At 67.3% G+C, this 26,945-nt stretch carries 25 protein-coding genes; 13 read left to right on the top strand and 12 right to left on the bottom strand.

Annotated elements, in window-relative coordinates:
- Window positions 1-143 precede the first annotated feature (143 nt).
- From ACM6LR_RS24170 to ACM6LR_RS24160, 3 genes are read left to right on the top strand one after another with little or no spacing between them, the layout of a single operon-like run.
- Window positions 144-1,316 carry a serine hydrolase domain-containing protein gene (locus tag ACM6LR_RS24170; protein ID WP_414942843.1) on the top strand — a complete coding sequence of 391 codons (1,173 nt, stop codon included), beginning with the start codon at window positions 144-146 and terminating at the stop codon, window positions 1,314-1,316.
- 39 nt (window positions 1,317-1,355) lie between these two features.
- Window positions 1,356-1,799 carry a DoxX family protein gene (locus tag ACM6LR_RS24165; protein WP_414942844.1) on the top strand — a complete coding sequence of 148 codons (444 nt, stop codon included), beginning with the start codon at window positions 1,356-1,358 and terminating at the stop codon, window positions 1,797-1,799.
- 45 nt (window positions 1,800-1,844) lie between these two features.
- Window positions 1,845-2,357 carry a carboxymuconolactone decarboxylase family protein gene (locus ACM6LR_RS24160; protein WP_414942845.1) on the top strand — a complete coding sequence of 171 codons (513 nt, stop codon included), beginning with the start codon at window positions 1,845-1,847 and terminating at the stop codon, window positions 2,355-2,357.
- A 1,294-nt stretch (window positions 2,358-3,651) separates the two neighbouring features.
- Here ACM6LR_RS24160 and ACM6LR_RS24155 read toward each other — a convergent pair.
- The 4 genes from ACM6LR_RS24155 to ACM6LR_RS24140 form a co-directional block, all read right to left on the bottom strand.
- Complete coding sequence (locus tag ACM6LR_RS24155; protein ID WP_414942846.1) at window positions 3,652-4,332, bottom strand: alpha/beta fold hydrolase; 681 nt, start codon at window positions 4,330-4,332, stop codon at window positions 3,652-3,654.
- Between the two features lie 73 nt (window positions 4,333-4,405).
- Window positions 4,406-4,777, bottom strand: a complete 372-nt coding sequence (locus tag ACM6LR_RS24150; RefSeq protein WP_414944547.1) for a VOC family protein — start codon at window positions 4,775-4,777, stop codon at window positions 4,406-4,408.
- Between the two features lie 405 nt (window positions 4,778-5,182).
- The gene (locus ACM6LR_RS24145; protein WP_414942859.1) at window positions 5,183-5,833 is read right to left on the bottom strand and encodes a response regulator; all 651 of its coding nucleotides are present in this window, start codon (window positions 5,831-5,833) and stop codon (window positions 5,183-5,185) included.
- The gene (locus ACM6LR_RS24140; protein WP_414942848.1) at window positions 5,833-7,116 is read right to left on the bottom strand and encodes a histidine kinase; all 1,284 of its coding nucleotides are present in this window, start codon (window positions 7,114-7,116) and stop codon (window positions 5,833-5,835) included. The genes ACM6LR_RS24145 and ACM6LR_RS24140 overlap by 1 nt, the downstream gene beginning before the upstream one ends.
- A 133-nt stretch (window positions 7,117-7,249) precedes the next feature.
- On the opposite strand from ACM6LR_RS24140, the gene ACM6LR_RS24135 reads away from it, so the two are divergent.
- The 4 genes from ACM6LR_RS24135 to soxR all read left to right on the top strand — a co-directional run bounded on the left by ACM6LR_RS24135 (window position 7,250) and on the right by soxR (window position 11,028).
- Complete coding sequence (locus ACM6LR_RS24135) at window positions 7,250-8,050, top strand: CPBP family intramembrane glutamic endopeptidase (RefSeq protein WP_414944546.1); 801 nt, start codon at window positions 7,250-7,252, stop codon at window positions 8,048-8,050.
- Window positions 8,051-8,167: 117 nt separating this feature from the next.
- Window positions 8,168-8,626 (top strand): ATP-binding cassette domain-containing protein, encoded by a 459-nt coding sequence (locus ACM6LR_RS24130; protein ID WP_414942850.1) that lies wholly within the window; start codon window positions 8,168-8,170, stop codon window positions 8,624-8,626.
- A 433-nt stretch (window positions 8,627-9,059) separates the two neighbouring features.
- A complete protein-coding gene (locus ACM6LR_RS24125) occupies window positions 9,060-10,490 on the top strand; it encodes an MFS transporter (protein WP_414944545.1) in 1,431 nt (476 codons plus the stop codon).
- A 34-nt stretch (window positions 10,491-10,524) separates the two neighbouring features.
- The gene (gene soxR / locus ACM6LR_RS24120) at window positions 10,525-11,028 is read left to right on the top strand and encodes a redox-sensitive transcriptional activator SoxR (RefSeq protein WP_414942852.1); all 504 of its coding nucleotides are present in this window, start codon (window positions 10,525-10,527) and stop codon (window positions 11,026-11,028) included.
- Window positions 11,029-11,124: 96 nt separating this feature from the next.
- Here soxR and ACM6LR_RS24115 read toward each other — a convergent pair whose 3' ends face one another.
- On the bottom strand, window positions 11,125-12,480 hold the full coding sequence (locus ACM6LR_RS24115) for a carotenoid oxygenase family protein (protein WP_414942853.1): 1,356 nt from the start codon (window positions 12,478-12,480) through the stop codon (window positions 11,125-11,127).
- Window positions 12,481-12,598: 118 nt separating this feature from the next.
- Between ACM6LR_RS24115 and ACM6LR_RS24110 the strand changes: the two genes are divergently transcribed.
- Window positions 12,599-13,129, top strand: a complete 531-nt coding sequence (locus ACM6LR_RS24110) for a TetR/AcrR family transcriptional regulator (RefSeq protein WP_414942854.1) — start codon at window positions 12,599-12,601, stop codon at window positions 13,127-13,129.
- A gap of 1,027 nt (window positions 13,130-14,156) precedes the next feature.
- Here the strand turns inward: ACM6LR_RS24110 and leuD are convergent.
- The 7 genes from leuD to ACM6LR_RS24075 form a co-directional block, all read right to left on the bottom strand.
- Window positions 14,157-14,744 carry a 3-isopropylmalate dehydratase small subunit gene (gene leuD / locus ACM6LR_RS24105; RefSeq protein WP_414942855.1) on the bottom strand — a complete coding sequence of 196 codons (588 nt, stop codon included), beginning with the start codon at window positions 14,742-14,744 and terminating at the stop codon, window positions 14,157-14,159.
- A 5-nt stretch (window positions 14,745-14,749) separates the two neighbouring features.
- Window positions 14,750-16,171: a 3-isopropylmalate dehydratase large subunit gene (gene leuC, locus ACM6LR_RS24100; protein ID WP_414942856.1), complete on the bottom strand. Its 1,422-nt coding sequence runs from the start codon at window positions 16,169-16,171 to the stop codon at window positions 14,750-14,752.
- Window positions 16,172-16,342: 171 nt separating this feature from the next.
- Window positions 16,343-17,362: a 3-isopropylmalate dehydrogenase gene (locus tag ACM6LR_RS24095; RefSeq protein WP_414942860.1), complete on the bottom strand. Its 1,020-nt coding sequence runs from the start codon at window positions 17,360-17,362 to the stop codon at window positions 16,343-16,345.
- A 183-nt stretch (window positions 17,363-17,545) separates the two neighbouring features.
- Entirely contained in the window at window positions 17,546-19,270 is a 1,725-nt protein-coding gene (locus ACM6LR_RS24090; RefSeq protein ID WP_414942857.1) for a 2-isopropylmalate synthase, read from the bottom strand.
- 245 nt (window positions 19,271-19,515) lie between these two features.
- Entirely contained in the window at window positions 19,516-21,210 is a 1,695-nt protein-coding gene (locus tag ACM6LR_RS24085) for a long-chain-fatty-acid--CoA ligase (RefSeq protein WP_414944544.1), read from the bottom strand.
- An 888-nt stretch (window positions 21,211-22,098) separates the two neighbouring features.
- A complete protein-coding gene (locus ACM6LR_RS24080; protein ID WP_414944543.1) occupies window positions 22,099-23,301 on the bottom strand; it encodes a tyrosine-type recombinase/integrase in 1,203 nt (400 codons plus the stop codon).
- Between the two features lie 2 nt (window positions 23,302-23,303).
- Entirely contained in the window at window positions 23,304-23,822 is a 519-nt protein-coding gene (locus tag ACM6LR_RS24075; protein ID WP_414944542.1) for a hypothetical protein, read from the bottom strand.
- A gap of 180 nt (window positions 23,823-24,002) precedes the next feature.
- Between ACM6LR_RS24075 and ACM6LR_RS24070 the strand changes: the two genes are divergently transcribed.
- From ACM6LR_RS24070 to ACM6LR_RS24050, 5 genes are all read left to right on the top strand, one after another.
- Window positions 24,003-24,197 (top strand): helix-turn-helix transcriptional regulator, encoded by a 195-nt coding sequence (locus ACM6LR_RS24070; protein WP_414944541.1) that lies wholly within the window; start codon window positions 24,003-24,005, stop codon window positions 24,195-24,197.
- Window positions 24,155-25,051: a bifunctional DNA primase/polymerase gene (locus tag ACM6LR_RS24065; protein WP_414944540.1), complete on the top strand. Its 897-nt coding sequence runs from the start codon at window positions 24,155-24,157 to the stop codon at window positions 25,049-25,051. Before ACM6LR_RS24070 ends, ACM6LR_RS24065 begins: the two co-directional genes overlap by 43 nt.
- Window positions 25,048-26,130, top strand: coding sequence for an AAA family ATPase (locus ACM6LR_RS24060; RefSeq protein ID WP_414944539.1), 1,083 nt, complete (start codon window positions 25,048-25,050; stop codon window positions 26,128-26,130). The genes ACM6LR_RS24065 and ACM6LR_RS24060 overlap by 4 nt, the downstream gene beginning before the upstream one ends.
- A 252-nt stretch (window positions 26,131-26,382) precedes the next feature.
- Window positions 26,383-26,676: a hypothetical protein gene (locus ACM6LR_RS24055; RefSeq protein WP_414944538.1), complete on the top strand. Its 294-nt coding sequence runs from the start codon at window positions 26,383-26,385 to the stop codon at window positions 26,674-26,676.
- A gap of 101 nt (window positions 26,677-26,777) precedes the next feature.
- Entirely contained in the window at window positions 26,778-26,942 is a 165-nt protein-coding gene (locus ACM6LR_RS24050; protein ID WP_414944537.1) for a hypothetical protein, read from the top strand.
- The last annotated feature ends 3 nt before the right edge of the window (window positions 26,943-26,945 follow it).

The raw sequence follows: 26,945 nt of genomic DNA, 5'->3' as shown, positions 1-26,945 counted from the left end.
GTTGTGCGTACCCGTATCGCATGGCCGCCGCGGTACCCGAAACTGGAATCAGTGCTCCTGCCAGCGGCTTTCGTTTATGCGGTCACGTTCTGCTCGTGGCATACGTCAGTGCCGCAGAAGCCGATCCGAAAGGAGGCATCACCATGAACGCGATCGAAGTACACGGCACCGTCGCCGACGGATACGAGCGGGTGCGTGCAGAATTCGCCGCCGTCGTCGCCGAAGAGAACGGGGAGTCCGGTGCGCAAGTGGCCGCGTACGTCCGCGGCCGTCAGGTAGTGGACTTGTGGGCGGGTCCGGAGGTTACCGACACCACGCTGACCGGCCTGCACTCGACGAGCAAGGGCGCCGCCGGGCTGGTGATGGCGCTGCTCATCCAGGACGGCGCGCTCGACATCGACCGACCGGTCGCCCACTATTGGCCCCGCTTCGCCGCGGCGGGCAAGGACCAGATCACCGTGCGCGACGTGCTCGTGCACCGATCCGGAATCGTCGGCGCCGATGGCGGTTTCACCGTCGCTGAACTGGCCGACGAACAGGTCATCGCCGAACGCCTGGTCGCGCAGCGGCCCTGGTTCACGCCGGGCACCGTGCACGGCTACGGCGGGTTCGTCATGTACGCGATCCTCGGCGAGGTGGTCCGCGCGGTCGCCGGTAGCACCGTGCAGGAGTTGTTCGAGGAGCGCGTGCGCGCTCCCTACGGCTTGGATGTCTACCTGGGCCTGCCTGAGGAACTCGATCACCGGTACCTGCCGATCACACCGTGGCGGGCCACGCCGGAGATGGAAGCGGCGTTCGCCGCCAACTCTCCGAGCCCGTACGGCGTAGCCGGGATTTCCTACAACCTCAATGCGCGGGGATTCACTCCCGCCGACGTCATGGCGCTGCCCAACGACGCGAAGCTGCGCCGCCTGGGGCAGGGCTCGGCCGGCGGTGTCGGCAGTGCGGGTGGTCTGGCACGGATGTACGCGGCGGCTGTCACCGGCGTCGACGGACGGCCTGCGCTGCTGTCACTGGACACCATGGCCACCATTTCCACGATCCACTCCGTCGGCGCGGACCTTGTGCGCGGCACGCAGGCGCCGTACGCACTGGGTTTCGAAGCCAAGAGCCTGCTGTATCCGTTCCTCGGTGCCCACGCGTTCGGGCACACCGGCTCGGCGGGCTCGGACGGATTCGCCGACCCGCACAGCGGCCTGACCTACGGCTACACCCGCCGTCGCGCCGCCTTCGGGTTCAACGCCCCCGAAAACGCACGACTGGCCGCCGCCGTACACCGCGCCGCGACCGACACCACGCTCACCACGGCCGCCTGACCCGCTACCTACCGACCAACTCATCAGGAGCAACACACTATGTCCACCCGCACCACGTCGATGATCTCCCGCGGCCTGAAACTCGCTCGCTGGGTTCCTGTGACCGCCGTGCTGGCCGAAACCGCCGTCGGAGCCTACTGGGATCTGGCTCGGATCTCGTATGTCCGCGATTCCTTCGACCGCCTCGGCTACCCGATGTACTTCGCGACCATCCTGGGCGTGGCCAAGACCGCCGCGCTCGCCGCGATCCTGACGCCCGGCCACCCTCGCACCAAGGAGTGGGCCTACGCCGGACTGGTTTTCGTCTACGGCGGTGCCGCCGCCTCGCACGTGGCCGTCGGCGACGGCCCCGACAAGTGGGCCATGCCGCTGTCCTTCGCCGCCGCCACCTTCGCCGCGCGGGCCTGGCTGCCCCAGGGCAGCTCCGCCACTGCCTCGCTGCGCGCACTCGGCGCCGCGGGACGCCGGTCCCGGCCCGCCTGACCAGACCGACCCCTGACGGATTCACCTCTACAGAGAAGGAAAACGATGAACGCGAACCTCACGATCCAGCAGCGCAGCGGCTCCCGTCTGCCCAACCCCCAGCAGCTCGTCCCCGAGCTCGGCGAGGTCGGTGCCGCATTATTCAAAGCCACCGGAAACGGCTCGGTCCCGCGGACGACGATCGGGCTGATTCAGCTGCGTGCCGGCCAGCTCGTCGGCAGCACCTACCTGGCCATCCTGCACGCGGGCAACCTGCGCGCCACCGGGGAATCCGAGGAGCGGATCGTGTCGGTGGCGACCTGGCGTGATGCCCCCTATTTCACAGACGCCGAACGCGTCGCGCTCGCCCTGGTCGAAGCCGTCCTGCGGCCCGCATCGCACGGTGAACGGGTGCCCGAGAAGCTCTACGCACTGGCCACCGAACACTACGACAACAAAGCCCTGGCCACGGTGGCGATGGCCATCGGCCAGGTGAACTTCTTCGTTCCGCTCGCCCTCATCGGGCAGCCGCTGCCCGGCCGGTCTCCAGCCGAACAGTGGACCCCCGTGGAGGACTGACCGTCGGACGATCGGTGCTGGGGTGGGACGACCTGCGCCACCCTGGCACCGACCCGGCGCGAGCCATCCTGCGCGCTACGACACCGACGTCGACGATTCGGTTCTTCACCGCAGCGGCGCCCGCGACGGTCCCGGTCTTCTTTAGCTCTGGAGCGTAAGCTGGTCCAGCTGCAGAGCACGCCATCGCCATGTCATGAGTCACCGCGCTCGTCCGGCACGACATGCGCGGGCTTTTTCAGTGGTGCGCTGAGCGGCGACGACCGACGAGCCGACGTAGCGGGCGCTTGTGTCAGCGTGTATTTACGCTGGGTGCGTCTGCCGCTCCCGAACCGGAACTCGCCCTGCGCCGCGACCGGAGCCCACCAGGGTGCGGCCACCGGCGAGGGCCAACAGGAGCCTACTTTCGGCACACTGGAGCAAACGGAGACGAAACGGAGCCCAATCGCGGTGAACGACGAGGTGGACGTGCCGCAGAAGAATCAACATACGTGGCTGTCAAACTCGTCGCGTGCCGAACCACCGGAACGAGAGCGGCTGGGAACGATCCGCGCCCCGAGTTGCCCGACGTCATCGCCGAGCGGGACGGCATCACTTGGGCATCCGTGCTCGTGACCGCCCCGGCGTTGGATCGATACCTGGAGCAAGTGGCGGCGATCCACGTGAACCGCGGGTACCCTGTTCGGCCGTTGGCGCTTGGTCGGCGATTCGGACACGAAGGCCTGGTTCCGCTCTCGCCGCCAAACAGAGGCGCACGAACTTCTTCGTGTCCTCTCTGACAGCAAGGTGCTCCGAGAGGAACTCAGCGAACTTCAGATCCCGAGTCCGTTTCGTCACGAGGTTGGCAGTTTTCAGCGACAGCAAGCCGGATCACGCTGCCTGGACGGCGTCTTGGCCGACGTGATCCTCATCGGCGGCGCATACGAGCGATACCGCGGACCGTCGAGCGACGCGATGGCACTCTCCGGTGCCGCCACCGAGGTGTTGACCCAGAACCGCTTTGAGGACTTTGTCTGGACACCAGCCTCGAAGTGTGGACTCCTTGGTTCGAGGACGTGGCGTGGGATCACACCTATGTCCTGACCGACATCGCCAACGCGGAGATCACCGTTCTCTGCATCACCGACAAAGACTGACAACACCCGCGAAGCGGCACGAGAGGACGTTCGGTGGTACTTGGTCGGCGGGCACCGGGCTCGCTGGGATCGGCCAGTTGCCCGATCCCGGCAAGTCCTCGAAACCTCATTCCGTGTGTGGTCTGCACCGAGGTCGCGGCACCTGCGAGTAGGGTCCCCGGTTAGAGGTCGACGATGAGCTTCAGGACGAGCTCTGAAGCGTTGTGCATGAAGTTGTGTGTGGTATCCCAGGTATGCACAGTGAACTCTTCGTCGGCGCGTGCTTTCGCCGTCATCGCCGCGAGCGGGGATTCGCCGGGCCAGCCTGTCGCTTCGACATAGTGCTTGACGGGTACGTCGCGCCATGCCCCCGTGAGTTTTGCGGCTTGCATCAGGGTGGCCAGCGGGTGCGGGCGTGCACGCTTGTCGAAAAACGGCAAGGGATCAACGAAAGCTCCGGTACGGGCCGACCCGTCGACGTACCAGGCATGCTCCTCGTCGTTGGTCATCGACCAGCTGGAGTCCCCGTTTTCAGGGATCAGGGCGTCCAGATAGACCAGTGCTCGGATTCGGTCGCATTCGGCGTCCGCGACACCGCTGATGATGCTTCCGCCGTAGCTATGGCCGACGAGGACGGCATCGCGCTTGCCGTCCACCTCTGGGGGAACTGCGCGTAGTGCCTGGATGGCCTGGTGCACGTGGTGGTCCAGGGTGATCACCTGTTGTGGCGGGTTCACGTCCGGATCCAGGCCCATGGGAGTGAGCGCGACGACGGTGTGCCCGGCCTCCTTGAGAGCGGGGACTACGGGGTCGTACCACCAGCCGCCGTGCCAGGCGCCGGGTACAAGCAGATAAGTGGTCACGGGTGGATTTCCTTCCGGCATGTGAGTGCATAGCCAGGGCTGGTAGGGCGAAGCCGGATATGAAGACCGTGAATCAGCCGGTGGGGCGTGACTCGATTGCCTGTAGCGACCAGCTGTTGCCGTCCGGATCGCGGAAGTAGACGAAGCTACCCCACGGCTGCACGTCCACCTCGCTCGCGGCGACACCGGCGTCGAGCAACTGCTTGCGCGCCACCTCCGCATGGGCGACCACGACCTGGATCTCCTGCGTGCCAGGCGTCTTGTCCGTGATGCCTTCGCCGATCACGATGGAGCAGGCCGAGCCGGGCGGTGTCAGCTGGACGAACCGCAGGCCTTCATGCACTTTGTGGTCGTGGTCTGCGTTGAAGCCGACCTTCTCGTAAAATGCCTTGGCCCGGTCGACGTCGGTCACCGGAACGGGGATGAGTTCGATCTTCCAGTCCATCGGCCTACCGTAGGACGTGGGTACGACATTCCGCGCTTCGTTCCGTACGGTCTTCCGAGAAGCGCGAGCGGCGGCAGGGCCAACGCGGGTCACTGCCCGTTGGCCGTTCGAACGTGAAAGCCGCACTAGGCACACCGCCCTCCGGGGCCCCGGCCGGACCACCGATCACCTCCTCGGCCAAGCCGTAGGCCATCGCCTCGGGCCCGGCGAACCAGCGGCCCCCGTCGAAGTCGATGGTGATCAGCTCCACCGACTGCCCGGTGTACTCGGCGGTCTAGGCTCGGTCTGTGCGTCACGAGCACCCTGTAATCGGCATGAGCGGATAAAAACAGCAGATACCAGAGCGAGATGTTGAGCGGTCAGTCTTTGAAAGTGTCGCCGACGCGCTGGTGTGGGCGTCCTTTGTCAGAAGGCCGTGGCTCGGAGGTAGGTCAGGACGGCGAGCACCCGCCGGTTGGTGTCCTCGGTCGGTGGCAGGTCGAGCTTGGCCAGGATGTTGCCTACGTGCTTGCCAACGGCTGCTTCGGTGATGACCAGCCTGGCCGCGATCGCGGCGTTCGAGTAGCCCTCGGCGACCAGGGCCAGCACCTCGTGCTCACGGGCCGAGAGCCGGGCCAGGGGGTCACGCCGACGGACCAGTAGCTGGCGGACCACTTGTGGGTCGACTACCGTGCCGCCCGCCATTACTCGGCGCAGTGTCGCGACGAAGTCCTCCACATCGACGATCCGGTCCTTGAGCAGGTACCCGACCCGCGCGCCGTCGCCGGAGTCCAACAGTTCAGCGGCGTAGCTGCGCTCCACGTACTGGCTCAGGGCGACGACAGCCAGTCCCGGCTCGGCCCGGCGCAGCGCCACGGCGGCCCGCAGGCCCTCATCAGTGAACGACGGCGGCATCCGGATGTCCGTGATCACGAGGTCGGGTCGAGTTCGCTCGACTGCCACCACCAGCGCGTCCGCGTCGCTGACCTGCGCGAGCACCTCGAATCCGAACCGTTCCAACAGCCCGGCCAACCCGGCCCGCAGCAGCACGCCGTCCTCCGCGAGCACGACTCGAATCACTGGCACGGCAACTCCACGCGCACTACGGTCGGGCCACCCAGCGGGCTGGACAGCAACATCCGCCCGCCTACCACGGCCGCACGGTCCGCCAGTCCGGTCAACCCGGTACCGCGTGCCGGGTCGGCGCCGCCGACGCCGTTGTCACTGACCTCCAGAACGAGTGTCCCGGCCTGATGGGAAGCGGAGACGCCGGCAGCGGTCGCGTCACCGTGTTTGGCCACGTTGGTCAACGCCTCCGCCACGACGAAGTACCCGATCGACTCGACCGGGGCGGGCAGGCGGTCGGGCACGTCGGTGCGCACGCTCACCGGAATGGGCGCACGGTCGGCCAATTCTCCCAAGGCCGCCGGGATGCCGCGGTCGGTGAGGACCCTGGGATGGATGCCGCGGACCAGCTCCCGCAGCTCGGTCATCAGCTCCTTGGCCTCGTCGTGCGCGGCCGTGACTTCCGCGTACGCGGGTGAATCGGGTGGGAGGTCCATTTTGGCCAATCCCAGCCGGAGGGTGAGGCCGACGAGTCGCTGTTGCGCGCCGTCGTGCAGGTCACGTTCGACGCGGCGGCGTTCTGTCTCGAACAGATCCACCAGCCGGGCTCTTGATCGTGCGACCTCGACCAGCTCGGCGCGCAGCGGTCCGCTGTCGTCGCGGAGGAGGGCACGGGCCACCGCGCCGTTCGCCGACGCCAGCAGGGCCACCGGGTACGGCGACAGCAGGAGGGCTACGCCGGCGGCCACGGCGTAAGGGATCGCCGCTTCCTGTGTGGTGACGGTGGTGAACCCGAGCGTCACTTGCGAAGTGCCGTCCACCAGGTACGGCGACACGATCAGCAAGACAAGGAACAGCAGCAGACCACAGGTGGCGGCCGACAGCAGCGCACCGACGGTGACCAGCAGGACCAGGTACGCGACAGCTCGCCAGGTCGCGGACTCGGCGTACTTGACGGGTCCGCGCGGCGGCTCCCCCAGCGGTCGGCCGTCCACCAGCCGCAGTCGGCGTCGCTCCAGCCGGGCCATCGGAGCCGCCACCCACGGCAACGCCGCGGTGAGCAGCAATCCGCCGACGAGCACGAGCAGCAGCGCCATCGTCCACGGCATCGGCGCCGGACGGCCCACCGCCACCAGCACCCACGGCGCCGCGGGTATCGCCAAAGGCATCAGCGCGACGAACGCGATCGCCGGCGTACCGAGCATGTGGGCGTACGCGCGCCACGGCCAGGCGCTGAAAAGGAAACGCCTGGTGGCAAGCGCTTCGCGCACCGTTCGCGGTTCCGCCTTGATCACCCGGCCAACCGTAATCCATTCGGCGGAGCGCGTCCCGCCCCTTCGCCATAGTCCGGAGGTAGGCCTAGCACTACCTCCGAGTGACCCCTTGCTGTCAGTGACCGCGCCCGTATCCCGGTGATCTTGTTGGCACATGATGGTTCTCAAGACCCGTGTGAGCGGGTTGGCGGTGTTCCTCGGCCTCGCGTTCGGCCTGGCGTGGCTGGGCATGATCGGCGCGTGGGCGCTCGGCTTCTCACTGGTGAACCCGTTGGTGCAGCTGCCGTTCGCGTTCGCGCCGGCGCTGGCCGCCTTCGTCGTGCGGCGGTGGGTGACCGGTGAGGGATTCGCGGACGCGGGCCTGCGGCTGCGGCTGCGCGAGGCGTGGCCGCAGTACCTCGTGGCATGGCTGGGGCCGGCCGCTCTCGTCGCGGCCACCGCCGCCGTGGCCGTGCTGTTCGGTGCGCGCCTGTCCCCGCTGGACGGCCAGGTGGCCGGTCTGCCCGGCTGGGCGCTGATAGCGGTGCTGCTGCTCGTGGTTCCGCTGCTCGCACCGATCTACTGGGGTGAGGAGTTCGGGTGGACCAGCTATCTCCGGCAGCGGGTGTACCAAGGCCGCCCAGTGGCGGCGACGTGCGCGACCGGTCTGATCTGGGCGGTGTGGCACTACCCGCTCGCGTTCGTCGGATACATCGAGTTCGAGAACGTCGCGGTGGGCCTCGCGGTGTGGACGCTGTCGTTCCTGTGCCAGGAGGTTCTGCTGAGCTGGCTGCGGGTGCGCGGCGGCAGTGTGTGGACGGCGAGCCTCGCCCACGCCGGGAACAACATGGTGCTGGGTCTGCTGGCCGGTTTCCTGCTGGCGGATGTGAACGTCACGGCCGTCACGGTGTTCACGACGATTCCGATGGCGGTGCTCGCCGCCTGGGTGCTGGCCACCGGGAGGTTGCGACCGTGAACAGTCACGCGGTAGAGCTACAGCAGGTCAGCCGACTGTACGGATCCTGAGCGAATGGCGTCGCGGCGTTGGACAACGTGAACCTCGCCCCGCCTGGCGGGAACCTGGACCGCGATCATGGGACCGTCCGGCTCCGGCAAGTCCACCCTGCTGCACTGCGCCGCCGGACTGGACAAGGTCACCAGCGGTCGCGTGCTGCTGGCCGGCCAGGACATCACCACCGCACCAGACAACGTGCTTACCCTCATGCGTCGCCGCGTGATCGGCTTCGTGTTCCAGAGCTTCAACCTGAACGGTTCGCTCACCGCCGAACAGAATGTGGCCTTCCCGCTGAAGATGGCCGGTGTGCGGGTGTCCAAGGGCGAGGTGCGCCAGGCGCTGGCCGACGTCGGGCTCGGTGACCGGGCCCAAGCCACGGGAACTGTCCGGCGGTCAGCAGCCCGCTCGATCGCGGTCTCCCGGTCCATGCCCAGTTTCTCCAGCAGTTCCGGCGTGACGACATGGTTCTCACCTCGACCGCACGCTGACGAAACTCAGGCGGGTGTGGTGCAGACACCAGAACATCCTCCCTGGTGACCGACGGTCACCTCAGGTGAGTGCCCGGACAACCGGGGGAAGCTCTTCTGTTTCCGGGGTGTGGGCGCGATCGAGGCCCTGTTGGAATTGCTGGAGCGGGCGCAGTGGCTCGGCCCACAGCATGGAGGCGACCTCAGGGAGTTCCTGCGGAGCGTCATAGTCCGAGTGACTGAAATCGGTCCGTCGTTGTCGGCCGCAGCCACCGGCCCGCGACGACTTGACCGCCGTGGTCGGCGACCGAACCGACCACACGTGCTCGACGACCTCGTACAGACATGCTTTCACCAGCGCGTTTGACCTCAACTTAGGTTGAGCTGATGGGCTGCTCGCCGTCGACCTCAGGACAAGAAAGCGAACAGCTATGGCGAACAGCACGGACAGAACGACCACAAATCCCTCTCCGCATCCGGCTTCGGTGGATCGACCGTCTCCGTTGACACTTCCGGTGGTCCTGGTCGGCGTCGTCCTGGTGGCGATGTCCATCTCGGGGACCGCGGTGGCGCTGCCGAGCATCGGCCGTGATCTCGATACCTCCGGCTCCCCGTTGAACTGGGTCGTGGCCGGTTACAACCTGGCCTTCGCGGCCATGACGCTCATCACGGGATCGGCGGCCGACCGGATCGGCAGGCGACGGGTGTTCGTCGTCTCGGCGCTGGTCTTCGCGGCCGGGTTTCTCGGGACGGCGCTGAGCCCGGCGATCGTCGTCACCGACGTCGCCCGCGTCGTCTCCGGTGTCGGCGGTGCCGGGATCATGGCGGCCGGCGGTGCCATCCTCGCCTCCAGCTACGAAGGGGCGGCCCGCAATCGCGCCTTTGCCCTGATGGGCACCATGGCCGGGGTCGGCATCGCCATCGGCCCCACCCTGTCGGGCCTGCTGATCAGTGCTACCGGCTGGAGGGGGAGCTTTGCGGTCTTCACGGTCATCGGCTTGCTGGTCGCCTTGGGCGGGACCCGTGCCCGCGAGTCCCGCGCGACCGACACCGGCCGGGCGGATTGGGTTGGCAGTGTCCTGTTCGTCGCCGCGCTGGCATTGCTGATGTTCGCGCTCCTGGAGGCGCCGTCGCTCGGCTGGTCCCACCCGGTCATCCTGCTCACCGGGACCGCAGGCCTGGTCGTGCTGGTTGTCTTCGGCGTCGTGCAGCGGCGCAGCGCCGCTCCGGTACTGGCACCCGAACTGGTCGCCAATCGCGGTTTCCTCGGCTGGAGCCTGGCGACCCTGACCACGTCCGTCGGGTTCCTTGGCGTCCTGGTCTTCCTGCCCACCTACTTGCAGGCAGCGGCCGGGCTCTCCCCTGCCGCCTCGGGGGTGACGATGCTGTTGCTGACGGCCCCGGTGCTGATCATGCCCATGGTCGCGGTGGCGCTGGTGAACAAGGGCGTACCGGCCCGGCTGCTGATCATGATCGCCCTGGTGCTGGTCGTGGCCGGGAATCTGTGGCTGGTGACGTTGAACGCCGAGGACGCGGTCGCGGTCGTCGCGGCGCCGCTGGTGATGATCGGGGTGGGCATGGGTGCGTCCTTCGGCATCACCGACGGCCAGGCCATGGCTCTCGTCCCGGCCGACGCCGTCGGCATGGCGGCCGGCTTCCTCAACACCCTGCGGGGAGCGGCCGAGGCTCTCGTGATCGCCGCTTACAGTGCCTCCATCGTCGGCCTCCTCACGGCGAGGCTCGACGACCCGGCCCACGCCGCCAAGGTCGGCGCCGGACGCCTCACCGAGGGAACCGAGGCGGTGGAACTGGACGCCTTCACCTGGTCATGGCAGCTGACCCAGCTCGGTGTCGGCCTGCTCTGCCTGGTCCTGTCGATCGTCGTGGCCGTCCTGATCCACCGCCGCGCCGCGACGTCCCGTCGCCGCACCTGACCACCGGCGTCCCGAACGAGCGAGGAGCGGACAAGTGCGCGCCAGTCCCGAGGACCATCTCACGATCGGTGAGGTCATCCACCGGACCGGCGTGCCCGCCTCCGCCTTGCACTTCTACGAACGCAAGGGCCTGATCTTCAGCGAACGCACCGGCAACAATCAGCGGATCTTCTCGCGGCACATGCTCCGCCGGATTTCCTTGATCCTGGTGGCGAAGCGCCTCCGCATTCCGCTGACGGACGTCGCCGAGGTCTTCGTCGGCCTCCCCGCCGATCGCGCCCCCACCCACCAGGACTGGCAGCGGGTCTCCCGGCGCTGGAAGCGACAACTGGAGGAACGCCGCCGCGCCCTCGAGTCCCTCGAACACGAACTCACCGGTTGCATCGGCTGCGGCTGCCTGTCGATGAAGGCGTGCCTGCTCCTCAACCCCGACGACGCCCTCCAGGGCCGTGGCCCCGGACCGGTGCGGCTCCAGCAGCCCAGCGCCCCCTTTACCAGCGACCTCGCGGCCCATCCGCACGATGAGCACAAGAACTGACGTATGAAGCCAGCGACAGCACGGACGACAGACCGTCATTGACGGGGCGAAAGTGAGCCCCCTGGTGACCGATATCTCTCACATTCGGTGACCGAATCACGCGACGGGAATCCAGCTGCCGTGCAACCCCAGTGGGACGCGTGCGGGCAGGTGGACCCTGGCGAGGGGTTCGCCCGCGAAGTCTTGGGCGGCCAGGATCACCAGGTCCGCCGCGCCCCGATCGGGGTTGTGGACGTAGGCCAAGTTGTAGCCGTCGTCCTCCGCTCTCGTCCGGCCCGCGGGGACGAACACGGTCTCGCCCGCGCTCGCGTCACGGCCGAACTCGTGTGTTTCGGTGGCACCGGTCAGGAGGTCGTGTTTGAGGAGAGCGCTGCTGAAGCCCTCGTCAGGGCGGTCCGGCTCGGTGGTGCTCGGTGTGGCATAGAGTTCGGCCGCCGCCGAATAGCCGAAGCGGTAGGGCTTGCCGCTGAAACGGCCGTTCAGGCGCGGGAAGTCCTGCGGGCGGTCGTGCAGCAGCGTTCGCGTGACCCGGCCGAGCGTGAGGTCGGCGGTCCAGCGTTCGAGCACGGGCTTCGAGGCACCGATGTCGGCGAAGTCCAGCGGCCGGGGATGCACGACCACATCCACCACCATTTTGCCGTTCTCCTCGAAGGCGTTCAGGGTGTGGCCGACCATGACCGGTGCGGTTTCCAGCCAGCGCACCGTCCCGCCCGCTCTCGGCAGCAGACCCAGCCGTGAGGGCAGGTCCCGGTTCCAGTGGAACGGCACCCCGGTCGCCAGGCGCTCGGGGTCGAAGACCATCGGGGATTCGTAGAGCACCACGTAGTGCTCGGTGAGCGCGAAGTCGTGCATGTACGGCAGGGTCGGCGCCGGGATGTCGGTGACGCTCCGGTTCTCCCCGTCGGGCCCGATCACGATGTGCTGCACGAAATCCGCACCGTAACGAAAGGCCAGTGAGTGCAGTTCGCCGGTCGCGTGGTCGTACTTGCTGTGCGCGTTGGCCGAGAAGCCCTGTGCCGTGGCACCGAGGGGGGCGGGTCCGACGGTGTCGAGTTCACCGGTCAGCTCGTACGGGGCCAAACCCCCTTCGATCAGCGCGTAGAGACGGCCACCGTGGCCCGCGACCTGGACGTTCGGCGCGAAGTCCATCCGCTCGTCGGCGACCTGCCCGCGGCGCGGTTCTCCGAGCCGGTCGGCCACGGAAGCCGACCGGACCCAGCGGTTGCGGTACCACTCGGCGCGGCCGTCGCGCAGGCGCACGCCGTGGACCATGCCTTCCCCGAGGGTCCAAATGTGCGCCGCCGCGTCTTCTAGACCAAGCGGGTTCGGGCCGATGCGCAGGTAGCGGCCATCGAGGTCGTCCGGGATTTTCCCGGTGACGGGCAGGTCGAAGGCGGTGATCTCTTCGGCGACCGGGGCGAAGTTGCCAAGGATGTAGCGGTTGGGGTTCATCGTCTTCCCTTGTGCGAGGCCAGCTTGTTCCGGCACCGCCGACCATACAAGCGTCTTGTACACTTGTATAAGACGAACGTATAAGACGCTTGTCACAGTCTCCCACTAGGATCGGGGCATGGGACAACGAGAGGACCTCCTCGACGGAGCCAAGCGCTGCCTGGTCGAACGCGGCTACGCGCACACCACCGCGCGCGACATCACCGCCGCCTCAGGTGCGAACCTCGGCTCCATCGGGTACCACTTCGGCTCCAAAGAGGCCCTCATGAACGAGGCCATGATCGAACTCTCGGCCGAGGCGGTCGAGCGGCTGCGTGAACCGGCCGGAACGTCGCTGACCGCCATCTGGCAAGGCCTCATCGGCTCCTTCACCGAGCAGCGCGACACGTGGACCGCCGTCCTCGAAAGCGCCACCCAGGCCGTCCGCTTCCCGGACCTCCGCGAACGACTAGCCGACGCGCAGGACGAAGCCCGGAAGGTCCTCGGCGAACGCCTGTCGCGCACCGACGCCGACGCGGCCGGCGCCGTTCAGTTCGCCCTCATCGCCGGCGTGATGATGCAGCACCTCGTCGCTCCCGAGCGGGCTCCCAGCGCCGAAACGGTCATTCGCGGCCTGAAGGCCCTCGCCGGTGACCCCTCGCCGGAGTGACCCGCTCCCACGCCGGGTTCCGATCCCCGCTCGTGTCCAGCCGCGATCGCTACGTCGTTGTCCCGGTGGTCACCCACGTACATCGTCTCGCCTGGCCCGTCGGGCACCATCTCTGCGACGCGGGCGAAGGACTCGGACGAAGGCTTGGCGACACCCCACTCGCCCGAGGTCGCGACCTGGTCCACGGCAGACCCAGCGCACGCAATTAGCTCGGCCGCGGGCGGTCTGGTTCCCGGCTACCCCCACCCACAAGCCGGGCTCCCGCATCCGCGCCAAGCCGGGCCGGACGTCGGGATAGCGTCGCCGTGCTCGATACCAGGTCGCGATCCGGTAGCTGCTGCGGTAACCGGACAACACAGGCAGCCGATGCAGCTCAAGATTCAGGTCCCGCAACGGCCCATCGGGCAACTCCGGTTGGCGCCAGACCCCCACGGCGTCTTCCCTGACGTGGCCCAGTTCACAATATGCTGGCAGCCACTATAAACCGCTGTAAAACCCCGCCTCGGAGAGAGGGCTTCACCCCAGCCGCCCCACCTCGAAAATTCGGTCAAAACCTCTTTAATCCGGCGTCAGCCTATGTAAAGCAGCAGCACGATGCGATCTGACCTGCGTAAACGTTGGGCAGTCCCAGCCGATTCGGCAGGGCTTCCCATCACCCAGTACGCCGGAGGAACGCTGTCACGTGGAGTTGGCTACTGGCCGGCCCTGTCGTCGCCACCGGGATCACCGCGATCGCGCGCTGCGTCCTGGCCAAGATCCGCGCTGAAAGTCAGCGACGCGAACTTGAGATCGCCCTGCACGACGCCACCCGCGCCGAACGCGTCGCGATCCTCCGGGCGCTCCGCAGTCAGGCCGGGCCGCCCGCCGTCCGTCGTCGAACGACTCCTAGTTAGTCCACTGTGAACTCGAACGCGAGGGCTCACCGCTCCTTGGCCGACGACCTGACCGTGTGCGGTGCGGCCGGGCGGGAGACCTCCGGCCCCCGCCCGGCGCACCGCACACGGTGCCGGCTCCGCATCCGTCACTGTTAAAGGGTGCGAGGCTTGTACGAAGGGCGCCGCGCTTCGTACTCCGCGATGCTGGATTCGTGTTCCAAGGTCAGGCTGATGTCGTCCAGCCCCTCCAGCAGACGCCACCGGGCGTTGTCGTCAAGCTCGAAATCAGCCGTGATTCCCTCGGCACGAACCTGGCGGCCGAAGAGGTCCACGGTGACCTCGGCCGCGGGGTCGGCCTCGGTCAGCTCCCAGAGCCGGTCCACGGTCTCTTGTGGCAGCACCACGGTCAGCAGGCCGTTCTTGAGGGAGTTGCCGCGGAAGATGTCGGCGAAGCGGGAGGAGATGACGGCCTTGAAGCCGTAGTTCTGCAGTGCCCAGACGGCGTGCTCGCGCGAGGAGCCGGTCCCGAAGTCCGGCCCGGCCACCAGCACGGTGGCGCCCTGGCGGGCGGGCTGGTTGAGCACGAACTGCGGGTCCTTGCGCCAGGCATCGAAGAGCCCGTCCTCGAAGCCGTCCCGGGTGACCTTCTTCAGCCAGTGGGCAGGGATGATCTGGTCGGTGTCGATGTTGCTGCGGCGCAGCGGGACGACCCGGCCGGTGTGGGTGGTGAATGCTTCCATGAGGTTCAGACTCCGGTGGTGAGGGGCCGTTCGGACAGGTCAGCGGGCGAGGCCAGGTGTCCGAGGACCGCGGTAGTGGCTGCCACCTGCGGAGAGACCAGGTGGGTGCGACCGCCCTTGCCCTGCCTGCCCTCGAAGTTGCGGTTGGACGTGGACGCGGCCCGCTCGCCGGGGGCCAGCTGGTCGGGGTTCATGCCCAGGCACATGGAGCAACCCGCGTGGCGCCACTCGGCTCCGGCGGCGACGAACACCTTGTCCAGCCCCTCCTCGACGGCCTGGAGCGCGACGCGCACCGACCCTGGCACGACCAGCATCCGTAGCCCGTCGGCCACCGAGCGGCCCTGGAGCACGGCGGCCGCGGCGCGCAAGTCCTCGATCCGCCCGTTGGTGCAGGAGCCGAGGAAGACGGTGTCCACCGCGATCTCCCGCAGTGGCTGACCCGCCCTCAGGCCCATGTACTCCAGCGCCTTCTCGGCCGCCAGCCGCTCGCTGGGGTCGGCGAAGTCCGCCGGGTCGGGGACGGAGCCCGACAGCGGAGCACCTTGTCCTGGGTTGGTACCCCACGTGACGAAGGGAGAGAGTGCGGAGGCGTCGATGACGACCTCGCGGTCGAAAGTGGCTTCGTCGGTGCGCAGGGCACGCCAGTCGGCGACGGCGGCGTCCCAGGCGGTGCCCTTGGGCGCGTGCGGGCGGTCCTTGAGATAGGCGAAGGTGGTTTCATCGGGGGCGATCATGCCGGCCCGGGCACCCGCCTCGATCGACATGTTGCACACGGTCATCCGGGCCTCCATCGAGAGTTTCTCGATGGCCGGGCCGCGGTATTCGATGACGTGGCCTTGGCCGCCGCTGGTGCCGATCTCGGTGATCACGGCCAGGATCAGGTCCTTGGCCGTGACACCGGGGGGCAGCTCGCCCTCGACCGTGACGGCCATGGTCCGAAACGGCGCCATCGGCAGCGTCTGGCTGGCCAGCACGTGTTCGACCTGGCTGGTGCCGATGCCAAAGGCGAGGGCGCCGAATGCGCCGTGGGTGGAGGTGTGGCTGTCACCGCAGACGATGGTCATTCCAGGCTGGGTCAAGCCCAGCTGCGGCCCCACCACGTGGACGACGCCCTGCTCGACGTCGCCCAGCGGGTGCAGGCGGACCCCGAACTCCGCGCAGTTCTTCCGCAGCGTCTCCAGCATTGCGCGGGAGACCGGGTCGGCGATCGGCTTGTCGATGTCGATCGTGGGGGTGTTGTGGTCTTCGGTCGCGATGGTGAGATCGGTGCGCCGCACACGCCGTCCGGCCTTGCCGAGCCCGTCGAACGCCTGCGGGCAGGTCACCTCGTGCAGCAGGTGCAGATCGATGTAGAGCAGATCCGGTTCGCCCTCGGCGCGCCGGACGACATGGTCGTCCCAGACCTTCTCCGCCATTGTCTTGGCCATGGACTTCCCTTCGAGCGAATGGATGGAACCGGAGCCGGGCCGGCACCGGATTTCACGCTGTGCTCGTGCGGAATGCCTCGTTTCACGAGACATCGAGGAACTTCTTGAACAGGCACCGCTTTGCTCGAGCAGCGCCCGATGCCAGGTCAGGGCATTGGCAGGCAGAGCGGATCAGCCCGCCAGGCGCGCGGCGAGTGCGTCGCCGATCTGCTCGGTGCCGCGGGGTGCGGCCGTGTCGCGTTCGGCGAGGTCGGCGGTGACGGCGGCCTCGATCCGCCGTGCCTCCTGTTCATAGCCCAGGTGGCGCAGGAGCAGCGCGACCGACAGGACGGTCGCGGTCGGGTCGGCCTTGCCGGTGCCCGCGATATCCGGGGCGGAGCCGTGGACCGGCTCGAACATCGAGGGGTGGGCGCCGGTGGGGTTGATGTTGCCGCTGGCGGCAAGGCCGATGCCGCCGGTGACGGCCGCGGCCAGGTCGGTCAGGATGTCACCGAAGAGGTTGTCGGTGACGATCACGTCGAACCGCTCGGGCCGGGTGACGAAGAAGATCGTGGCGGCGTCGACGTGCAGATAGTCAGTGCTGACGCCGGGGTACTCGGCGGCGACCGCGTCGAAGGTGTGCTGCCACAGGTTGCCGGCGTGCACGAGCACGTTGTTCTTGTGCACCAGCGTCAGGCTCCGGCGCGGCCGGGCGTTGGCGAGCTGGAAGGCGTACCGGATCACCCGCTCCACGCCGTAGGCGGTGTTGACGCTCACCTCGGTGGCCACCTCGGCGGGGGTGCCGACGCGCAGCGCGCCGCCGTTGCCCGTGTACGGACCCTCGGTGCCTTCCCGGACCACGACGAAGTCGACGGGCGGGCGGTCGCCGGTGTTCGGATCGAGTTTGCCGGGGCGCAGGTTCACGTAGTGGTCGAAGGCGAAACGCAGCTTGAGCAGCAGGCCACGTTCCAGAACGCCGGAAGGGACGGTGGGATCGCCGATGGCGCCCAGCAGGATCGCGTCATGGTGCCTGAGCGACTGCAGTTCGGCGTCCGGCAGGATCTCCCCGGCGGCGTGCCACCGCCGCGCGCCGAGATCGTATGGGCTGGTCTCCAGTTTCACGTCCGGCGGAAGCACGGCGGCCAGGACCTTCAGTCCCTCTGCCACCACTTCCGGGCCGATGCCGTCACCGGGGATCACCGCGAGGCGAATGCTACGACTGGTCGGCATTGGCATCTCTCTCCTTCATTCGGGTGGTGGCAGCTGTTCGCGAGGTTTGCTCTTGGGCCCGGAACGGGCCGGTCCCTTGTCGAGAACCGGCCCGATGTGCCCCGGATCGGCGGCAGACCGCTGCCGGCTTCCTTGGTCCGCGCGTGGCCGCGGACTCCAGGGCACTCAGACGGCGGGCTCCGTCGCGGCCGCGGTCGAGGTGACATACGGTGCGGACTGCTTCTCGTCCCAGGCTCGCCGGGCAGTGGCCAGCGCGGCCCTCCGGACCGCTTCCGTCTCCTCCTCGTGAATGCCCACGCCCCACAAGGAATGCCCGTTCAGGGCGGTCTCGCAGAAGGCGGCGTATCCAGGCCGCCCCTGGAGCCGCTCCACGGTGACGCCTTGGACCGCGCCGGGGGTTTCCAGGGCGGAGAACGCCTGGCACACCGAAATCTTCCAGTCGGCGGGTGTCCAGTCGGCGGCGGAAATCTCCACGGCGTCCGTCGTCCCCTCGTCGGACTCCGTGCCCGGTGCCACATACCGCTCCGTGAAAAGCTCCCAAAGCTCGTCCGCGCCCACTTCGCCACCAAGCTGCTCGCAGAACTCCTGCATGACATGGGCGAAGTCGATCTGCAACGGCCGGGGCAGGGTCAGCCCCCGCGTGCTGCGCAGCAGATGGGCGATGCCGCCCTTGCCGGACTGGGTGTTGATGCGGATCAGCGCCTGATAACTGCGCCCGATGTCGCGGGGATCGACGGCGAGGTAGGGCACTTCCCAGACGGCACCGGGATCCCCCGCCTCCTCCCGGGCTTTGAGCCCCTTGGCGATGGCGTCCTGGTGCGTGCCGGCGAAGGAGGTGTAGACAAATTCGCCCACCCAGGGATGGCGAGCGGAGACCGGGAGCTGATTGCACTCCTCGACCACGGAACGGATGCCGTCCAGATCGCTCAGGTCGAGCATGGGGTCGATCCCCTGGGAGAACAGGTTCATCGCCAGGGTGGGCAGGCAGACATTGCCGGTGCGCTCACCGTTTCCGAACAGGCACCCCTCCACCCGGTCGACGCCGGCGAGGAGGGCCAGCTCGGTCGCCGCGACGGCGCTGCCGCGGTCGTTGTGCGGGTGCAGGGTGAGGATGGTCCGGTCGCGATACGCCAGATTCCGGCACGTGTACTCGATACGGTCCGCCAGCTCATGAGGCGGGAAACACTCCACGGTCGCGGGCAGGGCGATGCGGAGGGTGCGGTCGGTCCGCGGAGCGCAGTACTCCTGTACCGCGTTGCAGATCTCCACGCCGAAGTCGGGTTCGGTCTGGCTCCAGGACTCCGGCACGTAGGACAGGTAGAGCTCGGTCTCCGCCAACGTTTCCTGGAGCCGGACGGCGTGCCGGGTGCCCTCGAGGGCCAGCGCCACGGTCTCCTCGCGACTGGCACGGAAGACCACCCGCCGCTGCGCGACGGAAGTCGGGTTGATGTACTGCAGGACCGCCTTGCGGGCTCCGCGTACCGCGTCGACACTCCGGTCTATGGCATCGGTCCGCATGGAGCAGAGGACCTGGATGATGACGTCGTCAGGGATGGAGCCCGTCTCGATCAGATGCCGCACGAAGTCGTAGTCGTCCTGGGACGAGGCGGGGTAGCCGACCTCGATCTCCTTGAACCCCATGGACACCAGAAGGTCGAACATGACGCGCTTGCGGGCGACATCCATCGGCTCCAGCAGGGCCTGGTTGCCGTCACGCAGGTCCACGCTGCCCCACAGGGGCGCGCGGGTGATGTGACGGCTGGGCCAGGTGCGGTCTTCCAGCCCGATCGGCTGATAAGGAGCGTACTTGTGCACGGGCATTCCGCTGGCTGTCTGCGCACCCATGTCCTGGGCGCGGAAGGCGCGGTGCCGATGTGGTGAAGGGCTCATCTCTTCCTCTCTCCTGGATTTCCGTGGCGCCATACCCCGCCGCTGCGGGCGAAGTTCCGGCACGAGAACGCGAAATGGTTCCGGGCGGGAGCGCGGTCGGCGACCCAGCCGGAAGACCCGCCGCCGTCGAGGAAGATGTCCTCCAGCGCGTGGTATCCCTCTCGGGCCGCGTACCCGGACGTGCTCGAGCCGTCGAGGGCTTCACCGTGAAGGCAGGAACGCGGGCGTCACCTGCCGACGAGTTCCTACTGCTTCATGGCAGGGCGGCCGCCGCGGTGCCTGCCGAGCCGCACGATGGGGAGCAGACCCTGCACGTACTGGTCGCGGATGGCCCGCTTGTCGTACTTGCCCACCGAGGTCTTGGGCACGGCCGGCAGGACCGCCCAGCGTTCGGGCACCATCCACGCGTCGATACGTTCGGCCAGGAAATCACGCAGTTCCGCCGGGTCGATGCCGTTGTGGCGCAGTGACACGGTGGCCAGCGGACGTTCGCCCCATCGGTCGTCGGGCACCGCTATGACGGCCGCCTCGATCACCGCGGAGTGTTCCATCAGCGTGTTCTCCAATCCCACGCTGGAAATGAACTCACCGCCGGACTTGATGACGTCCTTCACCCGGTCGGTCAACCTCAGATAGCCGTTCGCGGTGATCGCGCCGACGTCGCCGGTCCTCAGCCAGCCGTCCGCGGTGAAGTTCTCCGCCGGCCGCGCCCACGCAGCCTCGTCACCGCCGTGATAGGCACACGTCACGTCGGGGCCGCGCAGCTGAAGTTCCCCGGTGGCCACACCATCGCAGGGCAACAGTGCGCCGTCCGGGCCCACGAGCCGGAACTCCACCGACGGCGGGAACCGCCCCTGGCTGACACGGTAGGCCCATTCCTCGTCGGAGTCCGCCCCTCGGGGCGGCACCGCCGCGCTCACCAGCCCCATGGTCTCGGTCATCCCCCAGCCGTGCAGAAGCTCGATGGAATGCCGGTCCCGGTATGCGGCCATCAAAGTCGGCGGGCAAGCGGAACCGCCTACATACGCCCGCCTCAGGCTTTCGGTGTTGTAGGTGCGGGTGTCCAGTTCCTCCAAAAGAGAAGACCAGACGGTGGGGACGGCGGCGCTGAAGGTGGGCCGCCCCTTGTCGATCATGCGGGCGAGCGATTCGGCGTGGGTGAACCGGTCAGGCAGCAACAGATCAGCGCCCGTGAAGAAGGCTGTGTGCGGGATGCCCCATCCGATCACGTGGAACATGGACGCTATCGGGAAAAGGGTGTCGTGCGAGCTGATGTTGTAATGACTCGGCGACAGCACCTGGAAGCAGTGCAGGAATATCGAACGGTGGCTGTAGACCACTCCCTTGGGCTTGCCGGTGGTTCCGGTGGTGTAGCAGATCGTCGCGGCGGCACGCTCGTCCAACCGCTCCTCCCAGGGGTAATCGCCGGGATGGTCGCTGATCAGCTCCTCGTAGTCATGTACTTCACCGGTGAATTTGGACAGCGCCTCACGGCCGCCACGACCGGCGACGATGATGTGCCGCACGGTTTCCGGCAACCGCGCGAGCACGGGGGCGAGCGATTCTGTCAGGCCCGCGTCCACGATGATGACCTCGTCCCCGGCGTGGCCGATGGTGTAGACCAGCTGGTCCGCGGGCATCCGCCAGTTCAGGGTGTGCAGCACGGCACCCATCGCGGGAACCGCGACGAAGAGTTCGAGATGACGAGCGTTGTTCCACATGAGGGTGCCGACGACGCCCTGTTCGCTCCCCGCCCGGGTACCGGGGCGCACCCCCAGCCGGTCACGGAGCGCACGCGCCAGCCGGGCGGCCCGCTCGGCGACTTCCGCGTAACTCCTTCTGTCGAACCCCGTTCCGTTCCAGGTGGACACGTGGGAGGAAGCGTGAACCGTAGCGCCGTACCGCAGGATGCGGGCAATGGTCAGTGGAGTGTCCGGCATCGTGCTGTGCATAGCGTGCCTCCGGAATTGGGTGCCTGCATCGGGCGGCGGTTCGCCGAGCGGCGCGATCCGTTGACAGGAAACATATTCCGGTGTTCTCATCACCGGCAACCCTGCGCGGTTGTCTTGCGTGGCCACTGGCCGAGGTCCCAGAACCGGTTGCCGGCAGGTGTTCCAGCGCCCTTCCCCAGCAGTTCAGTGCCTTCTCCGGCGACTACGTCCGGCACTCCGCAATCGTTGTCAGCACACGGAAAAGTACGGCGAGAGAGAACCGGGGCTCGGGGTCGCACCAGGTGAACCCGGCTTTCTCCCGCTTCCACATGAGACGAGATCCGCTTGTCGCATTGGAGGCGCGCGGGAGTGACGCGAAGCGACAGCTCGCTTTCGCTGTGTGCCGAGTACCTCCCGCGCGCCAAAAGGGCACCCTGGCAACGAATGCGCCTACCGGCGAGCAGGACATACGCCTACATTCATTTGAGGCGATCAAAGGTGGCTTGTCCGTGAGCTTCCGGTGAGCGCGCCCGCGCGGTGGTCGTGAGTGGCGAATCGTGTTCTATCGAGGGGTAACGCAAAGGTGTCGGGTCGCGGGGATTCGCTCGCGGCTGTGGGGCGACGGTGTCGCGAAAGCCACTTTCGGGACATCAGGCGTCGCGAAAGTGGCTTTCGCGACGCATCTCGACCATGGGTTCAGCGAGGGCCACGGCACCGGCGTAGCGAAGGCCCCCTCTTCGCTACCACACCCTGCCCCCGACGTTGCGAAAGTGGCTTCCGCAGCGGTGAAGGTTGCGAAAGTGGCTTTCGCAACCTGCCACCTGTGCCCCACCCCTCAATAAGTACGTGAAGGCCCCCTTCACGACAGAAACCTGCTCTGACCTGCGCGAAGCCACCTCAGGCGCCCTTCGCGGTACGCGCAGGGTACGAGCGGGTGCGTCCAGCGAACGCGCGGTCAAGGACTCCGGTGGCCTGTTCGTGTGCCCGCTCGAACAGGCCGCCGTACACGTCCATGGTGGTGCTCATGTGCTTGTGGCCGACGTACTGCTGAATGGCCTTCGGGTTGGTGCGGGCGTCGATCAGGAGAGACACGTAGTAGTGCCGTAGCAGGTGCTGACCGGTCTCGTCGTCGGCTGCTGGGTCCAGTCCGGCCGCCTTGATCGCGGGGTGCCAGAGCGTCCGGTTGAACTTGGTGTAGTTGAGCAGTTCGCCGGACTCGGTGACGAACAGCAGGTGGTTGATCCGGTTGCAGCACTCGCACCGGACAGCGGTGGTGCGGTAGCGCTCGATGTGCGCGGCCAGGGCGTCTCCTGTGGGGGTCGGGAGCGGCACCGTGCGCACGGACCCGCGCTTCGGGGGTACTAGCTTTAACTCCCCGTCGATCACCTGCACCTGGTGCCGGATTTCGATCTTGCGTCGGAGGAAGTCCAGGTCCTCGACGGCGACGGCGAACGATTCGCCCTGTCGGTGCCCGCAGGTGGCCGACACGAGCGGAATCCCGTGGTAGCGGTCCGGGAACGCGTCGAGGATGCCGTCTACGGTCTCGTCCTCCAGTAATCGCATGTGGCCCCGGCGTGGTTCGTCCACCCGTTCCACCCCCTCGAACGGGTGGACCGCGATCACGCCGTCGATCTTCGCGGACCGGAAGATTCCGCCGAGATGGATCCAGCACGCGAGGATCGTCGCGTCCGAGAGCTTCCCGCCGCCGCGCTTCGCGGTCTTGGTGCGCATGGTCGTCTTCCAGCCGTTCACCGTGGACGGGCGGCAGTCGTACATGCGCTTGTCGCCGAAGTGCGGGTAGATGTGGTTCTTGAGGCGTGACCGGATGGTGCGCAGGGAGTTGGGCGTGCCGGGGTGGTTGGGGAGCCAGTGCTTTTCGCAGTACTCCCGGAACGGGATGCGCCCCTTGGTGACGTCGAACGGCATCATGCCTTTCAGCAGGTCCGCCTTGACGGACGTGTCGTAGTCCTCCGCGTCCGATTTCTTCTCGAACGAACGCACCGGGGTTCCGGAATTCCGGACACGCCAGCGTTTACCGCGTCCGTAGTCCTTGGTGCGCTTCCGCGTTCCCTTGTGGTGCCAACGGTCTTCAACAGCCATCGTTACGCCTTTCGCTTGCCGGGGGTGGTTGCGGGGAGGTAGCCCTTGGCGCGTGCCCGTTCGACCCACCGGGCAGCGGTTCGGTACTCGACGCCGTACTTCTCCTCGACGGCCTTGGTGGGACTGCCGTCGACATTGGCGCGGTAGGTTTCGGCCACCTCCCGCAGGAAGTCATCCGTGATGCGCGCCCGCGTGCCCTTCCGGGCCGCGCGGATGGTCGCGAGGGCGGCGTCAAAGTTCTCTCTCGTCGCGCCCTGGTTGTCGCCAAGGACCAGGCCGTCCGGCCCCGCCGAAATGATCTTGCTGGACACGGCGGTCACGATCAGCTCTATGAGGTCCTGGAGCTGAACCGCGCGAAGGTCCGTCGTGCGCACCTCTCGCCCGTCCTCCTTCGCCTGGATCGTGACCTCGGTGCACACCGGCACCTCCTTGCGCATTTCGATCTTCATCGTGAGCGAGGGCAGGTCGGGCGCGCTGGGCATCACCACCGTGATCTCCGGGGGGATGAGCTGATCGCGCACGCGCACCCACGAGGGGTTCACGTCATCGAACTCGGCCCACCCCTGGGGGAACCTGATCCGTCGTCGTGCTGGTTTCTCCACCTTGACACCAATCTGTCGGGCTTGACCAAGGACACCATGACACAACCATGTACATCATGGCAACCGTCAACAGTTGATCACCAGGAAGGGCAAGAGCTGATGACGGTCAGCAAGCACTTGACGATCAAGGAATTCGCCGAACGGGTAGGGGTGCCCCAGGCGACCGTCTACCAATGGAACTCGCGCGGCGACGGCCCGCGCTACCTCAAGATCGGGAAGTACGTCCGGTACCGGCTGGCCGACGTCGAACAGTGGGAGAGGGCTCACGAGGCCGAAGGGGGCCGCGTCGCGTGAACGGCCCCCCGGCAGAAGAAAGCCGCCCGGCACGCGCGAACCGGGCGGCCCCACTTGACAAGATCGACACTGAGGACTGTTCGACCACTGTGGACACTACCGCACTCCGCGCTGCACTGGCGTGCGCGCGGCACGGATGGCCAGTGTTCCCCTGCAAGCCCGGCGCGAAGCAACCGGCGACGCTGCACGGGTTCAAGGACGCCAGCACCGACCCCGGAGTGATCACGCGGTGGTGGAGCCGGATGCCCGGCGCCAACGTCGCGGTAGCGACCGGGGCGCCCGCGTTCGATGTGCTCGACGTCGACGTGAAAGCCGACGTCGACGGATTGGCCACAATGGACCGGCTTAAGGCCGCCGGGCTACTCGCCGGGGCACTCGGTATCGTGCGGACGCCTTCCGGCGGGCTACACGTCTACTTCCGAGGCACCCGGCAAGGAAACGGAAGCCTGCCCGGTCACGGAATCGATTTTCGCGGGCTCGGCGGGTATGTGCTCATCCCGCCGTCCACAGTGGATGACGCAGCGTACGAGGTTGTCGACTGGCGAACCGACGCGCGAGGCCGGGCACTCGACTGGCAGGCGTGCAAGCGGCTGGTGATGCCGCCACGCACGACCCGGTTGCCACACAAGGGAAGTCGAAGTGAGGCCGTCCAGAATCTTGCTCGATGGCTTGCGCTACGCCAGAAAGGCAATCGGAACAACGCCCTCTACTGGGCGGCAAACCGGGCGGTCGAGGCCGGCGGCCAGGGCGAAGTTGATCTACTTGTTGACGCTGCCATCCAAACAGGACTAAGTCGCCGGGAGGCCGAGTCCACAGTGAACTCCGCTCTTCGCCGGGCCGGTGGTGCGTCGTGAACCTCGATGACCTCGCCCCGCCGAAGCCGTACGCGGTCACGGAGCGGCTGGCGGACGTGAAGCCGGAGCCGGTGACTTGGTTGTGGTCAGACCGACTCCCAGCGGGAAAACTCGTGATGCTCGACGGTGACCCGTCGCTCGGCAAGTCCACTTTGGCGCTCACCTTCGCCGCTCACGTGTCGACCGGTCGCGACTGGCCGGACGGACGTCCCTGCCCACAGGGCGACGTTGTGATCATGTCCGCCGAAGACGGTCTCGCCGACACCATCCGGCCCCGACTCGATGCCGCCGAAGGTGATCCCGACCGGGTGCACGCCCTCACCGAAGTGTCCTATGTGGATGACGGAGGTGAGGCCCGCCGACGCCCTCCGACCCTCGCCGACACCGACGTGATCGCCGACACCGTCCGCGACGTCGGTGCCCGACTGCTCATTGTGGACGTGCTCATGGCCTACCTACCGGGCAAAGTGGACTCTCACCGAGACCAGGACGTCCGTGTCATCCTCTCGCGTCTCGCGAAGATCGGCGAGGAGACCGGGTGCACTGTCCTTTTGCTACGGCACCTGAACAAGACGTCCGGCGGAAACGCTGTCTACCGGGGTGGCGGGTCCATCGGCATCATCGGCGCCGCCCGTGCCGGATACGTCGTAGCCCTCGATCCCAGCGACGACACCGAATCCACGCGCGTACTCGCCTGCACGAAGAACAACCTCGCTCCCACGCCGCCCAGCCTGACCTACCGCCTGGAGTCCACACCGGACAGCCACGTCGCCCGCGTCGTCTGGGGCGGAGAGTCCACGCACCGCGCGGGCGAACTGCTGAACCTCACCACCGAGGAAGCCGTCGAACGCAACGACGCGCTCGACTTCCTCGACAAGTACCTGTTGGACAACGGCGGAACAGCGAAGGCCAGCGACGTACAGAAGGAAGCCAGCAAAGCAGGCTTCTCCAAGACCACGCTGCACCGTGCCGCCCGCAAACTGGGCGTACAGAAGCAGAAGGACAGCATGGGCGGCCCGTGGTGGTGGCGGCACCCGATCGACCAGCCGCCCGAAGGTTCCGAAGAGTCCACACCCTGAAACCTGGAATCTTCGGAACCTTCCTGGTGCCTTCAACATTCCACAGTAGATCCCCAGGAACCTTCGAAGATTCCACGATGGACACGTTCACCCCCGAAGGTTCCTCGAAGGTTCCGAAGATTCCACGTTCCAAGGCCCTGGCACCTTCGGAACCTTCGGGCGGCCGAACGAGGGTAGGGCGTCGAAATCACGGGAGCTTGACGGCACCTAGACCGCCTCGGTGGCGGCGTGCGCAGCATCCCGGAAAACCCGATGTTGGAAGGTGGAGAAATGGTGAAGTGCTGCAAGTGCGGCCGGAAGCTCGCCGAACGCACTGGACCGGGCCGCAAGCCCGCGTACTGCTCGCCAGGGTGCCGCCGGGCCGCCGAGTACGAGCTACGGCGCATTCAGCGCGCATTGGAGGCGCTGGAGGAAGAGCACCGCGATATCCGGCTGAACTGGCCGGAGGTGTTCGCGGACCGCCTGCCGCTGATCGAAGCCGAGCGGGACCGGCTGGAGACCCGGTTGCGGGAACTGTTGAACGATGACACGGAGGAACGCTCGTGAAGACCTTGAATTGCAGCCCTGAGACGGCCGAGGACGGCCTAATGGCCATGTCCCGGCACATTCCCCTGACTGTCGAGATTGGACGGCCCACGGTGGCATGCGTGGACAACGATGGTGTCTTTCAGGTGATGACGTCCGACGGCGCGAACTGGTGGGCATATCCGGACAGGGCGGTTCGGCTGGTGCCGCTCCGCGACGGTCTGGCCGAAGCCGCCGAGTGGTGCGCGGGGTTCGAGATCTCGCGCTACATCGGTCGCGTCGGGTAAGGT

Origin of the sequence: Amycolatopsis sp. cmx-11-32, from assembly GCF_047608695.1 — a bacterium.
Classification (GTDB): Bacteria; Actinomycetota; Actinomycetes; order Mycobacteriales; family Pseudonocardiaceae; genus Amycolatopsis.
Note: the sequence above shows the minus strand (reverse complement) of the source record. Positions and strands in the feature narration are given on the sequence as shown.

What these genes read in the sequence shown, in the direction of transcription:
- ACM6LR_RS24170 (WP_414942843.1), top strand. Translation starts at nt 144, where the DNA reads ATGAACGCGATCGAAGTACACGGCACCGTCGCCGACGGATACGAGCGG.
- ACM6LR_RS24165 (WP_414942844.1), top strand. Translation starts at nt 1,356, where the DNA reads ATGTCCACCCGCACCACGTCGATGATCTCCCGCGGCCTGAAACTCGCT.
- ACM6LR_RS24160 (WP_414942845.1), top strand. Translation starts at nt 1,845, where the DNA reads ATGAACGCGAACCTCACGATCCAGCAGCGCAGCGGCTCCCGTCTGCCC.
- ACM6LR_RS24150 (WP_414944547.1), bottom strand. Translation starts at nt 4,777, where the DNA reads ATGGACTGGAAGATCGAACTCATCCCCGTTCCGGTGACCGACGTCGAC.
- ACM6LR_RS24135 (WP_414944546.1), top strand. Translation starts at nt 7,250, where the DNA reads ATGATGGTTCTCAAGACCCGTGTGAGCGGGTTGGCGGTGTTCCTCGGC.
- ACM6LR_RS24130 (WP_414942850.1), top strand. Translation starts at nt 8,168, where the DNA reads ATGGGACCGTCCGGCTCCGGCAAGTCCACCCTGCTGCACTGCGCCGCC.
- ACM6LR_RS24115 (WP_414942853.1), bottom strand. Translation starts at nt 12,480, where the DNA reads ATGAACCCCAACCGCTACATCCTTGGCAACTTCGCCCCGGTCGCCGAA.
- ACM6LR_RS24110 (WP_414942854.1), top strand. Translation starts at nt 12,599, where the DNA reads ATGGGACAACGAGAGGACCTCCTCGACGGAGCCAAGCGCTGCCTGGTC.
- leuD (WP_414942855.1), bottom strand. Translation starts at nt 14,744, where the DNA reads ATGGAAGCATTCACCACCCACACCGGCCGGGTCGTCCCGCTGCGCCGC.
- leuC (WP_414942856.1), bottom strand. Translation starts at nt 16,171, where the DNA reads ATGGCCAAGACAATGGCGGAGAAGGTCTGGGACGACCATGTCGTCCGG.
- ACM6LR_RS24090 (WP_414942857.1), bottom strand. Translation starts at nt 19,270, where the DNA reads ATGAGCCCTTCACCACATCGGCACCGCGCCTTCCGCGCCCAGGACATG.
- ACM6LR_RS24085 (WP_414944544.1), bottom strand. Translation starts at nt 21,210, where the DNA reads ATGCCGGACACTCCACTGACCATTGCCCGCATCCTGCGGTACGGCGCT.
- ACM6LR_RS24080 (WP_414944543.1), bottom strand. Translation starts at nt 23,301, where the DNA reads ATGGCTGTTGAAGACCGTTGGCACCACAAGGGAACGCGGAAGCGCACC.
- ACM6LR_RS24070 (WP_414944541.1), top strand. Translation starts at nt 24,003, where the DNA reads ATGACGGTCAGCAAGCACTTGACGATCAAGGAATTCGCCGAACGGGTA.
- ACM6LR_RS24055 (WP_414944538.1), top strand. Translation starts at nt 26,383, where the DNA reads ATGTTGGAAGGTGGAGAAATGGTGAAGTGCTGCAAGTGCGGCCGGAAG.